Source organism: Pantoea sp. 1B4, from assembly GCF_016925765.1.
Classification (GTDB): Bacteria; Pseudomonadota; Gammaproteobacteria; order Enterobacterales; family Enterobacteriaceae; genus Pantoea; species Pantoea agglomerans.
In genome coordinates this window covers 2,294,637-2,306,597 of record NZ_JAEUWZ010000001.1, presented here as the reverse complement: position 1 = coordinate 2,306,597, position 11,961 = coordinate 2,294,637, and the positions used below count along the sequence as shown (strand labels likewise).

Genomic DNA, 11,961 nt, shown 5'->3' with positions numbered 1-11,961 from the left:
AAAACGGAAAAAAATGAGGGGAAAAGTATACGTGAAATGTCAGTGGGCGTCAGCAGTTGGATGAAGCGGGGAAACAGAGCTTAATAGATGTTTCCCTGAAGCATTAACGACGTCGCAGATGACGGCGTGGGTTCTTTACGCTTTTATCTTCACGCACCTTCCAATGGCGGGAGATTGCAAATCCCATCAGTGCGATCAGGACAGCGACAACGATGAGCATAGACATAGAGCCATTCCTTTTGGTTGTGTTAGGTCAAATTTATAGGAAGGCGGGGTGGGCTGCAATTGTTTGCCAGGTAAATGAGAGTTATCTTATTGTATTAAAGAAGTTGATAATAATCATACAGTTAACATGCTTTCATCAAGGAACTCATGGTCCTAAACAGGAGATAAATCCGAAATGAAAGATGTTATTATAAGGATTAGCGTTAAATTTCGGGCCAAATAAGATGAATCTTATCATTATGTGATGCTCAGCACGCGGCGCGCCAAAAGCCAGGCGGGTTATAAATGCTAAACAAATTGAGAGGAAGTGGGGTAGTGAAGAGATCTTTTCCGGCAGAATTGGATGATTTAAAGACAGATTTAGGACGTTTTGAAGAATCGTTGCAAAATTTTGCGCAGCGGCTCGGCTTGCGTCTTACCGATCTGGAGGTGGACCATATCGCAGTGCGTTGCCATCAGGACACAACGGCGATGCGCTGGCAGCAAGGTTTGCAGCAGATTGGCACGCAGTTTTCGGCGGCGATGATCAATGGCAGACAGATTTGCCTGTTTAAACTCCATGACCCGCTGATTGTCGCAGGCAGGCAGATTGATGTGGTTGAACTGCCATGGCCGGGTGAAAAGCGTTATCGCCATGAAGGCTGGGAGCATATTGAGGTGGTGTTACGCGGCGATCATCAGACGCTGGGCGTGCGCGCGATGGCCTTGCTGTCAGATGAGGCGCTGACGCAGCCGGGTATCTCATTTAAAACCAGTTCACCACAGGGCGAGAATGAGCGCCTGCCCAATCCGACCCTGGCGGTTACGGATGGGCAGACGACAATCAAGTTCCATCCGTGGCGACTGGAGGAGATTGTCGCCAGCGAACAGAACTAAAGGCGGGCGGCTAACGCACGCTTCAGGCGCGCAACGGCTTCGTCGAGCAGCGCGCGGGTACAGCCGAAATTGAGCCGGACAAACTGGTCATTGCCAAACTCACGTCCGGCGGTTAAGCCCAGCCCGTGCTTTTCAAAATAGAGCGCCGGACTGGCCACACCCAGCGCGCTGGCGTCGATCCAGGCCAGGTAGGTCGCTTCCGGTGAGGCGAGTGACAGGCCGGTCATCTTATTGACCTGCGACACCAGCCAGTCACGGTTACTGCGCAGATAGGCATTCTGCGCATTCAGCCAGGGCTCACCCTCGCGCCATGCCGCTGCTGCCGCCGTGAGTGCCAGAATATCAACATCCGGCACAATGCCGCGTCGTACCCGGTTGAAGCGCGCGCGCAGCCCGGCGTTGGGGATGATGGCGATGGAAGCCCCCAGACCAGCAATATTAAAGGACTTTGAGGGTGACATCAGCGTCACGCTACGCTGGGCTGCATCTTCGCTCAGTGAAGCAAAGGGTATGTGCTTAACGCCGGGTTCCAGCAGCAGATCGCTGTGGATCTCGTCGGAACAGACAATCAAATCGTGCTTCTGCGCAAATTCCAGCTGCGCCTGCAGTTCCTCGCGGCGATAGACGGTGCCGCCCGGATTCTGCGGGTTGCACAGCATTAACAGCCGCGCTTTATCGTCCAGCTGACCTTCCGGCGCATCCAGATCCAGCAGCCAGCGTCCCTCTTGCAGCGTCAGTGGCAGCGTGATCTGACCGCGCTCTGCCAGTTTTGCTGCACCGCGAAACGGCGGATAGATGGGTGTTGGCGCAATCGTCAGCTCATCAGGCGCGGTGAAAGCGCGCACTGCCAGATTCAGACCGCTTACGACACCCGGCAAAACCACAATCCATTCCGGATTAACGTGCCACTGATAGCGTGAGGCGAGCCAGGCTATCGCGCTATCGATAAATTCCACTGGCGTGTCGCCATAGCCAAAAATCCCATGTTCGGCACGGGTTTTAATCGCATCGATGACGCAGTCAGGCGATCGGAAATCGGTGTCTGCCACCCACAACGGCAGAATGTCCTGGTCCGCATATTTGTTCCATTTAAGGCTATCGCTGTGACGACGGTCTATCCGTTGGTCGAAATTGAATGCCATAGTTAACTTTCCCGGTAAACTCATTCCAGCAGCCAGACTAACTGATGAATCTGCCTTGAACCAGAGTCATGTAAAGGAGAAGAGAATGACCACACTGGAAATTTGCTGCTATGGCGTGGATTGCGCTGTGACCGCACAACAGGCGGGCGCCGATCGGGTTGAACTCTGTGCCGCACCGCGTGAAGGCGGCCTGACCCCATCAGCGGGGATGCTGAATGCCGCCCGGCAAGAAGTTTCGATTCCGGTTCATCCTATTGTCCGGCCACGTGGTGGCGATTTTTGTTATACCGCACGCGAATTTGAAGCGATGAAATCGGATGTGGCGTTAATCCGTGAACTCGGTTTTCCTGGCCTGGTGATTGGGATGCTGGATGAAGATGCTCACATTCATCATGGTCAGATGCGGCAGATTATGGCGCTGTGTGACGGCCTGGCCGTAACCTTTCATCGCGCCTTCGATCTCTGTCACAGCCCTAAGCGTGCGCTGGAAGAACTAACGGATTTGGGTGTGGCGCGTATTCTGACATCCGGTCAGCAGCAGAGCGCTGAAAACGGAATTGCATTACTCAGGGAACTAAATGAGGCCAGCACCGGTCCTATTATTATGGCGGGTGCCGGGGTACGTCTCAGCAACCTGCAAAAGTTTCTCGACATGGGGATTGATGAAGTTCACAGCTCGGCCAGCCGCCTTGTCGCGTCGCCGATGCGCTACCGCAAAGCGGGGGGTCTCCATGTGTTCAGAAGCCGAGACTGACGAGTTCAGCCGCTACTGTGTAGACGGCGATGTGGTTGAGGCGATGAAAAGCGTGATGCAGATGAGCACCGTTCGGGTCGCCTGAACTACAACAGATTTTGCCGCGCAGCACGCCGATCATTGACGTGGTGTTTGCAAGTACCAAACCCCAGTATCCTTGCTGGGGTTCTTTTTTGTGCAAAACACACTCCGTCCCGGTTAAATTGTTTTGCGCTTCTCTGGCATGTTATTGATGTCAGAGGGATCTAAAATCTGGCTGCAGCGAAGTTATCACTCTTTCGCCTGGCTCGATAAAAATCACCTGCCCCTTATTAATCATTACATGTCATCCAGGACTTTCAGGCCCGGCAGCAACGTAATCACCCGCTTTATTCGTTATGCTGAAACCGTGTCGCCTCTCCGGTCCTTAAAACCTTAAGAGGCGATGCAGGCTGAAATCTTCACAGATTGCCGCTGTTCATCACCGCAGCGTTTACACTGAAAGCAACGTCGCCTGGAAAAGTATCCTATGAAACCCAATCCGATTGCTGTCCTGACTCTGATCCTGACTGCTCTCTGCAGTGGCAGCGCTGCGGCCAGCGCATGCAGCCCGAACAACGCTGCTGTGGCTAACAGCAATAACCTGATTTTGCTGGGCGGGAATGCGAAAGGCGCGGTGAAGCAGGTGGTTGCGGGTGAGTTTGGCAAAGATGTGAACTCGCAAAAGCGCGTACTGGGGCAGTTTGACGCCTGTGGCGATCTGACGGTTGCCGACGTCAGCTATGACAAAAGTGAGCGCAACGTTATTCTCAGTATGGAGCAACACATTGCCCGGGTGCAGGGCGGCTGGGTGGCGGAATATGCGTATCTGGTAAAAGTGCTGAAAGAGGGCAAAGAGGTGGTGGTCGATAACCGACAGGGGACGATTAACTGGCAGAAAGGTCAGCATGGCAACATTACCAGCGCCTCCGACAGGTTTACCAGCATGGGTAAAAGCGGCTTTACCGACACGACTTACCGTTATGATCGGCAGTTCAGGCTGGAGAAGAGCGTGGCGCGCGGCAGCGATCCCCTGACCAACGGTGAAAATCATTACCACTGGAATCCGCAGGGTCTGGTGACCCGCACCACATCGGCCCGCAGCACCGACAGTTATACCTACGATCCCCAATGGCGTGAAGTGCGGCTCAACGGCACGGCGACCACACCGCTGAGCACCATCCGGTCAGTAGATGAGTGTCAGTCCTGGGATCAGGTGGGTAACTGTACCCTGAGTTATCTGCACGAGACCGAAATCTTCACGCGCGGCACTATTGAGCGCCATCTCAGTTCCGCCTATAAATATGAGTACTGGGACCAGCCAGCGGCGGCGGAGTAAAAGGCGATCGGATGATCGCCTGTCGTGTGACTATTTAACCGTCTGACTAAAGGCATCCAGCGCCAGCAGTGCGTTTGCAATATCTTCCGGTGAAAGGTTTGGATTAAGGTTTTTCAGCGTGTCGCCCTCACTGTTCGCCAGTGCACCCACTTTGACCAGATTCTCCCAGCTCTCATTTTCCAGATGCAGCTCCCCGGAGCGTGGTCGGCATGTTGATCGAGCGATAGAAGCGGATATAGCGCGCAATTTCCTCATCCGGACGCTTCTCAAGCACCATCTGCGTCAGTGTGCCGTAGGCGACTTTCTCGCCATGGGTCAGATGGTGGATATCACCATCAATCGCGGTGAAACCATTATGAATAGCGTGCGCAGCTGCCAGCCCTCCGTTTTCAAAGCCCAACCCTGATAGCAGCGTATTCGCCTCAACCACCGCTTCCACGGCGGGCGTCACTCGTTTTTGGGTGACGGCAACATAGGCGCTGTAACCCCAGGTAAGCAGCGTTTCTTCACAGGCACGGGCAATCGCCAGCCCGGCAATTGTCGGATCACCATTAACCATTGATTTTGAATGCGAACGCGCCACCGCCTGCGCTTCAACCCAGGTCGCCAGGCCATCGGCAATGCCGGAGGCAAAGAGTCGTGCTGGCGCACTGGCGCAGACTGCGGTGTCCACCAGCACCAAATCAGGATTTTTGCTGTAGAAGCGATAGCTCTCAAATACGCCGCTATCAGAATAGATGACCGACAGCGCGCTACAGGGGGCATCAGTGGAGGCGATAGTAGGCACGATGGCTACCGGCTGCTTCAGCTCATCCGCCACCGCCTTAACGGTGTCCAGCGTTTTGCCGCCGCCCAGTCCGACAACCACATTACAGCCCTGACTTTTTGCCAGCTGGCTCAGGCGGGTGATCTCATTGCTCGACGCCTCGCCGTTGAACTGGTGCCAGTTGAAGGTAACGCCCGCCTTTTGCAGCGCCTGTTGGGCGCGTTCGCCGATCAATTTCCAGACGACATCATCCGCAACCAGGAAAGCGTTATCACCCAGTTCGGCCACGTAGGGGCCCAGCTCGTCCAGCACGCCCGCGCCCTGCACATATTTACGGGGTGAAGAGAAGATAAATTTACTCATAATCACAGCTCCTTAATATGAAGTTAAACCGCCCTTAGCCTGGCACACGCTGACGAACAGGGAGAGTATCCAGGGTGAGATAATTCGACGGGCCTGTTACGCTGGCAGGACACCCATACGCTGCTGACCGGCTGTTACCTCCAGGGAGAACGCCATGACCACCACGCTGTTTTCATTTCTGTTTGCCATCACCATACTGACGCTGACGCCGGGATTTGATACTGCGCTGGTGCTGCGCTCAGCAGTCGCTCAGGGTGCAAAGCGCGCCAGCGTGACGGCACTGGGTATCACGCTTGGCTGTCTGGTCTGGGGTGTCGCGGTGGGATTCGGTTTAGGCGCGCTGCTGCTGGCCTCCGAAATGGCCTATAACCTGCTTAAGTGGCTGGGTGCCGCCTGGTTACTTTATCTGGGGCTGAAATTGTTGCTGAAACCCCGCCAAACAGCAATCGACACGCAACAACCGTCGCTGCAGCAGGGCTATCTTGCCTGCTTCAGCCGCGGGCTGCTGGGCAATCTGCTAAACCCCAAAGTGGGGATCTTCTATGTGAGTTTTTTGCCACAGTTTATCCCGGCGGGGGGCGTCGGTGGCGCTCTGGTGTAGTCTGATGGCGCTGGCACACATGCTGCTGGGGCTGATCTGGAATGCGGTACTGATTGGCGGCAGCCACTATTTCGCCGGTCATTTGCGCAAACCGCGGGTGCTGAAGGTGATGGATCGCCTGACCGGCTGTGTGTTTATAGGATTTGCGGCGAAACTGGCGTTGTCTCGCCGCTAGGGCATTACGGTTTGGTGGCGACCAGCACGGCGCGCAGAGGCGCCGGATAGCCCTCGACTGTTTTGCTGGGGTCATCGGGATCGAGGAATTCAGCCAGAGACTCGCTGGTCATCCAGTCGGTGCGGCGTTGCTCTTCAGTGGTAGTGAGGGCGAAATCGACAATCCGGACATCGACAAAGCCGCTTTTTTCCAGCCAGCTTTTCAGCGCTTCAGCTGACGGAATGAAGAAGACATTGCGCATCTGCGCATATCGCTCACCGGGCACCAGCACCTGATTCACATCGCCCTCAATCACCAGCGTCTCCAGCACCAGTTCGCCACCGCTGACCAGCTGATTCTTAAGCTGTAACAGGTGATCGAGCGGCGAACGGCGGTGATAGAGCACGCCCATCGAGAACACGGTATCGAACGCCTGCAATACCGGTAACTGCTCAATGCCCAGCGGCAGCATATGCGCCCGGCGATCGTCGTTCAGCAGCTTTACGCACCGCTTCGAACTGCACCAGGAACAGCTGCATTGGATCGATGCCGACCACCAGATGGGCACCCGCGCCAATCATCCGCCACATGTGATAGCCACTGCCGCAGCCCACATCGAGCACTGTGCGGCCGGCCAGCGGAGAGATGTGCGGTAGCACGCGCTCCCACTTCCAGTCAGATCGCCATTCGGTGTTGATGTGGGTGCCATAAAGGAAATAGGGCCCCTTACGCCACGGCATCAGGTTGCGCAGTAATTTCTCAATACCCTGACGATGGCGATCGCTGATGTCATCGCGGTCGGCAGTAACGCTGTGCAACAGGTCAAGTTTTTGAGGCTCCAGCAGCGGCAGATACTCCAGCGACTTGTACCAGTCGCGGAAGTGCCCATGCAGGTTTTCACGCTGCCACTCGCTGATTTGCGCCGGTAACACTTCCAGCCACTTCGCCAGCGGTCCCACCGCAATTTGCTGATAAAAACGGCCAAAGTCGATCATTTCAACGCCACCAGAGATCCAAAATTAAAGCACTGGAACCAGAGTTCGGCGTGCGAGAAACCGGCCTGTTTCAGACGGGCTTTATGAGCTTCAACGCTGTCAGTCAGCATTACATTTTCCAGCATGCTGCGTTTCTGGCTGATTTCCAGTTCGCTGTAGCCGTTGGCGCGCTTGAAGTCGTGATGCATGTTAAACAGCAGCTCACCGACTTCGGCATCTTCAAAACTGAATTTTTCTGACAGCACCAGCGCGCCGCCCGGTTTCAGTCCCTGCCAGATCTTTTCCAGCAGCGCCAGACGCGCAGGCGGTTCCAGAAACTGCAGCGTAAAGTTGAGTACCACCAGAGAGGCGTTCTCAATCTCAATGTCGCGGATATCCGCTTCCAGCACCGTTACCGGCGTGTCCGCGCGAAACGCATCAAGATGCCGACGACAGCGCTCCACCATCGCCGGGGAGTTATCCACTGCAATGATCTGGCAACCCGGCACCTGAATATTGCGGCGCACCGACAGGGTGGCCGCGCCCAGCGAGCAGCCCAGGTCATAAACCTTGCTGTCCGGGGTAACAAAACGTTCTGCCAGCATGCCAATCATCGAAATGATGTTGGAGTAGCCCGGCACCGAGCGCTGAATCATGTCAGGAAAGACTTCAGCTACACGCTCGTCAAAAGTCCAGTCGCCCAGTTTTGCAATGGGCGCTGAGAAAAGTTGATCGCGGTCAGACATATCGAAAATCCGAAGAGACGACGGAAAGGGCGCTATTCTCGCAGAAAGTGGGGCGGGCTGCACCCCTTAACCCAGGCCAGCTTAATGCAGCGTCAGCACCAGTTCCCACGGCATATAGATCAGGTTAAAAATCACCATGCCGCAGAGGGAAAACAGCGTCAGCAGCATGCCATATTTGCGGCCTGCCATTGCGCTGCTGCGCAAACCCCAGGCGTGCAGCAGGCGACTGATAAAGAACAGCAGACCCGTGAGATGCACCATCCAGATATCGGCGCCGTTCATCTCCATCATTACCAGCAGGAACAGCGCCAGCGGAATGGTTTCGATGGCGTTGCCGTGAATGCGAATCGCCATTTTCAGGTCATGGTAGCCGCCATCGCCATACGCCACACGGTAGAATCGGCGATAGCGGACCACGTCCAGCGTGAATTTCATCACCAGTAATGCACCCATCACCACATATAACGCGCTAACCATTGCCACCCCTGCGACTGTCCATAATGCTTCTATTCTAACGGGCGTGCAGCCCGCTGTCCTGGGCAGGAATCAAAACAGTGACGTCTGCTGCGGCCAGTCCGGTCCGCTACCTATGCCGGGATCGATCTGTTGTAGCTGCGGCCAGAGCGCCTGCACCAGCGGAAAGACCTGACCCATATCGGGCGTGTGCAGAAACAGCATGGCGTCGCCCTGTTGCTGCCAATCTGTCAGTTTGTCACGCCAGATCTGAAACAGCGGCACGCTCTCTTCCACACTGTCGCTGCCGATAAACCGCACCATCGGCTGTGAGCCGGTTCGCAGCGCATGAGGCGGCACCCGGGGTTTTTGCGCGCGGGCCACCAGCGCGGCCGGACTTTGCGAGGTGGAGGCGTGAACCGGACGGCTGTCGAGCATCACGCGATTGATGCCGCGCGCCAGCAGGCCGCGATTCAGCGCCCGTTCAGCATCCCCTTTAGCGAAGAAAGCGGGATGGCGGACTTCGACGCCATAGTGAAAACGGCGCGGCAGGCTGTCGAGAAAGCGCCACAGGTCGTCGAGTTGCGTCGGGGAGAAGCTGGCAGGCAGTTGCAGCCAGTACTGACCGATGCGATCGGCCAGCGGCTCCATCAGGCGCAGGAAATCGGTCAGCAGGTCGTCGCTGTGCTGCAGCGCCGCCTGATGGCTGATGGTATTGGGAAACTTAAAGCAGAAGCGAAACGCATCGTGCGTCATATCGCGCCAGCGCATCACCGTTTCCGGATTCGGCAGCGCATAGAGCGTGGTATTTCCCTCTACACAATGGAAATAGCGGGCATAGTCCGCCAGGCTCTCGATGCCCCAGCGTTTCCAGTGTGAATGCTGCCACTGGGGCAGGCCAATACGAAGTGTCACGCGCGCTCCTGGCTGCAGATTAAGATACCCCATTATCCGCTATGGTCAGGCTGGGGGGCAAATGCACACAGGAAATCGGCGCTTTGGCGCGGATCTGCTTATCCTGTCTGGCTTTTTCCATTATAATGACCGCCATTTTTGCGACAGCATCGCAACAGGTAACGCGGCCGGATGCTGTCAGATGCAGCGGCGAAGTTAAAAGGATAGTGTTATGCGTACAGAATATTGCGGACAGCTCAATCTGTCTCATGTGGGTCAGCAAGTCACGCTTTGCGGCTGGGTAAACCGCCGTCGCGATCTGGGCAGTTTGATTTTTATCGATATGCGCGACCGTGAAGGCATCGTGCAGGTGTTTTTTGATCCCGATCGCCAGGACGCATTTAAGCTGGCTTCTGAACTGCGTAACGAATTCTGTATCCAGATCACCGGTACCGTGCGTGCGCGTGATGAGAAGAACAAAAACAGCGACATGGCGACCGGTGAAGTGGAAGTGTTTGCCCAGGCACTGACTATTATTAACCGCTCTGAGCCACTGCCGCTGGACTCGAATCAGACCAACAGCGAAGAAGCGCGTCTGAAGTACCGCTATCTGGATCTGCGCCGCCCTGAGATGGTGACGCGTCTGAAAACCCGCGCAAAAATCACCAGCTTCGTTCGTCGCTTTATGGATGACGCAGGTTTCCTGGATATCGAAACCCCGATGCTGACCAAAGCGACGCCGGAAGGCGCGCGTGACTATCTGGTGCCAAGCCGGGTACATAAAGGCAAATTCTATGCGCTGCCGCAGTCACCTCAGCTCTTCAAACAGCTGCTGATGATGTCCGGTTTTGACCGCTACTATCAGATCGTTAAATGCTTCCGCGACGAAGATTTACGCGCCGATCGTCAGCCAGAATTTACCCAGATCGACGTGGAAACCTCCTTTATGACCGCGCCACAGGTGCGTGAAATCATGGAGCGTTTAATCCGCAATCTGTGGCAGGACGTGCAGGGCGTTGATCTCGGTGAGTTCCCGCAAATGACCTTTGCGGAAGCAATGCATCGCTACGGTTCAGATAAACCGGATCTGCGTAACCCGATGGAGCTGGTGGACGTCGGCGACCTGCTGAAAAACGTGGAGTTCCAGGTCTTCTCTGGCCCGGCTAACGATGAAAAGGGCCGTGTTGCCGCGCTGCGCGTACCGACCGGCGCACAGCTGAGCCGTAAGCAGATTGATGAATATGGCAAGTTCGTGGAGATTTACGGCGCCAAAGGTCTGGCGTGGATGAAGGTTAACGTCCGTGCTGACGGCCTGGAAGGCGTGCAGAGCCCGGTTGCCAAATTCCTGAATGCGGAGATTGTAGAAGGCATTCTGAGCCGCACCGGTGCTCAGGATGGCGACATTATCTTCTTTGGTGCCGATCGCGCCAAAGTGGTCGCGGATGCACTGGGTGCGCTGCGTCTTAAAGTGGGCCGCGAGCTGAACATCACTGATGAGAAAGCCTGGGCACCGCTATGGGTGATCGACTTCCCGATGTTCGAAGAGGACGAAGAGGGCGGTCTGGCTGCGATGCACCATCCGTTCACGGCGCCAAAAGAGATGAGCGCAGAAGAGCTGGCCGCCGATCCAACCCGTGCCGTGGCGAACGCCTACGACATGGTGATCAACGGTTATGAAGTGGGCGGCGGTTCAGTGCGTATCCACAACGGCAAAATGCAGCAGACGGTGTTCAGCATTCTGGGTATCGAAGAGCATGAGCAGCGTGAGAAGTTTGGCTTCCTGCTGGATGCGCTGAAGTTCGGTACGCCACCGCATGCGGGCCTGGCCTTTGGTCTGGATCGTCTGACCATGCTGCTGACCGGCACCGATAATATTCGTGACGTCATTGCGTTCCCGAAAACCACGGCGGCCGCCTGCATGATGACCGAAGCGCCAAGCGAAGCTAATCCGGCTTCCCTGCTGGAGCTCGGCATTCAGGTCGTTAAAAAAGAAAAGCCTGAGAATAAATAATGGGCTATAAACACCCGGTTTCAGTGCTGGTCGTCATTTCGGCGCGCGATACTGGCCGGGTGTTGATGCTGCAGCGGCGTGACGATCCCACGTTCTGGCAGTCGGTCACCGGCAGCCTGGAGGCAGGAGAGTCACCGCTGGCGACCGCGTGTCGTGAAGTGAATGAGGAAATCGGCATCGACGTGCTGGCCGAGCGGCTGGAGGTGGAGGATTGTCAGCGTCAGATCGACTTTGAAATCTTTCCCCATTTCCGCCATCGCTATGCCCCTGATGTCACCCATAATCACGAGCACTGGTTTCGCCTGCAACTGCCAACGGAGCGCAATGTGATGCTCACCGAGCATCTGGCGTTTCGCTGGCTGGCACCCGCTGACGCTGCAGCATTAACCCGATCATGGAGTAACCGCCAGGCAATTGAAGAATTTATCTGAATGCTCGCCATCGCCCGGTATTCCGGCGGCGGATAGATTAAATTTTATGAATCTGGTGAGTTTTAACAGGACTTCACCAACATATTGAACAGTCAGGCGTAATCGGCACCGTGAGGTTGTTCACCGCCCGCGCGACGTCGTCAGCGTACGCTTGTACGTGAGGATGCTTCGCGACGCTCGCCCTCGGGGTATTCAGGTTGTCAGTCACCTGTAT

9 protein-coding genes and 4 pseudogenes are annotated in these 11,961 nt (G+C 55.8%); 6 read left to right on the top strand and 7 right to left on the bottom strand.

All coding sequences use genetic code 11. From position 1 onward, the window contains the following. Positions 1-103: 103 nt before the first annotated feature. A complete protein-coding gene (locus JNO11_RS11290) occupies positions 104-226 on the bottom strand; it encodes a hypothetical protein (RefSeq protein WP_009089698.1) in 123 nt (40 codons plus the stop codon). 314 nt (positions 227-540) lie between these two features. Here JNO11_RS11290 and JNO11_RS11285 point away from each other — a divergent pair, with 314 nt between their 5' ends. Continuing rightward, on the top strand, positions 541-1,101 hold the full coding sequence (locus JNO11_RS11285; protein ID WP_325177305.1) for a VOC family protein: 561 nt from the start codon (positions 541-543) through the stop codon (positions 1,099-1,101). Here JNO11_RS11285 and JNO11_RS11280 read toward each other — a convergent pair. Beyond that, complete coding sequence (locus tag JNO11_RS11280) at positions 1,098-2,243, bottom strand: PatB family C-S lyase (protein WP_045139886.1); 1,146 nt, start codon at positions 2,241-2,243, stop codon at positions 1,098-1,100. The two genes, JNO11_RS11285 and JNO11_RS11280, sit on opposite strands and share 4 nt — an antisense overlap. An 85-nt stretch (positions 2,244-2,328) precedes the next feature. Here JNO11_RS11280 and cutC point away from each other — a divergent pair. Beyond that, positions 2,329-3,082 (top strand): annotated as a pseudogene (gene cutC / locus JNO11_RS11275) (copper homeostasis protein CutC). 423 nt (positions 3,083-3,505) lie between these two features. Then, positions 3,506-4,354 carry a hypothetical protein gene (locus tag JNO11_RS11270; protein ID WP_010258604.1) on the top strand — a complete coding sequence of 283 codons (849 nt, stop codon included), beginning with the start codon at positions 3,506-3,508 and terminating at the stop codon, positions 4,352-4,354. Positions 4,355-4,384: 30 nt separating this feature from the next. On the opposite strand, the pseudogene JNO11_RS11265 reads toward JNO11_RS11270, so the two are convergent. Continuing rightward, positions 4,385-5,483, bottom strand: a pseudogene (locus tag JNO11_RS11265) (glycerol dehydrogenase). A 154-nt stretch (positions 5,484-5,637) separates the two neighbouring features. Between JNO11_RS11265 and JNO11_RS11260 the strand changes: the two are divergent. Next, positions 5,638-6,259: pseudogene (locus JNO11_RS11260) on the top strand (LysE family translocator). A 4-nt stretch (positions 6,260-6,263) separates the two neighbouring features. Here JNO11_RS11260 and cmoB read toward each other — a convergent pair. The 4 genes and pseudogenes from cmoB to JNO11_RS11240 form a co-directional block, all read right to left on the bottom strand. Next, positions 6,264-7,233 (bottom strand): annotated as a pseudogene (gene cmoB, locus JNO11_RS11255) (tRNA 5-methoxyuridine(34)/uridine 5-oxyacetic acid(34) synthase CmoB). Beyond that, a complete protein-coding gene (gene cmoA / locus JNO11_RS11250; protein ID WP_010258614.1) occupies positions 7,230-7,958 on the bottom strand; it encodes a carboxy-S-adenosyl-L-methionine synthase CmoA in 729 nt (242 codons plus the stop codon). Before cmoA ends, cmoB begins: the two are co-directional and overlap by 4 nt. A gap of 81 nt (positions 7,959-8,039) precedes the next feature. Then, on the bottom strand, positions 8,040-8,435 hold the full coding sequence (locus JNO11_RS11245) for an MAPEG family protein (protein WP_010258617.1): 396 nt from the start codon (positions 8,433-8,435) through the stop codon (positions 8,040-8,042). 69 nt (positions 8,436-8,504) lie between these two features. After that, positions 8,505-9,326, bottom strand: a complete 822-nt coding sequence (locus JNO11_RS11240) for a DUF72 domain-containing protein (RefSeq protein WP_061703863.1) — start codon at positions 9,324-9,326, stop codon at positions 8,505-8,507. Between the two features lie 211 nt (positions 9,327-9,537). On the opposite strand from JNO11_RS11240, the gene aspS reads away from it, so the two are divergent. Together aspS and nudB are read left to right on the top strand one after the other, a co-directional pair. After that, positions 9,538-11,316: an aspartate--tRNA ligase gene (gene aspS, locus JNO11_RS11235; RefSeq protein ID WP_010670804.1), complete on the top strand. Its 1,779-nt coding sequence runs from the start codon at positions 9,538-9,540 to the stop codon at positions 11,314-11,316. After that, positions 11,316-11,747, top strand: coding sequence for a dihydroneopterin triphosphate diphosphatase (gene nudB, locus JNO11_RS11230; RefSeq protein WP_031591430.1), 432 nt, complete (start codon positions 11,316-11,318; stop codon positions 11,745-11,747). Before aspS ends, nudB begins: the two co-directional genes overlap by 1 nt. Positions 11,748-11,961 lie beyond the last annotated feature (214 nt).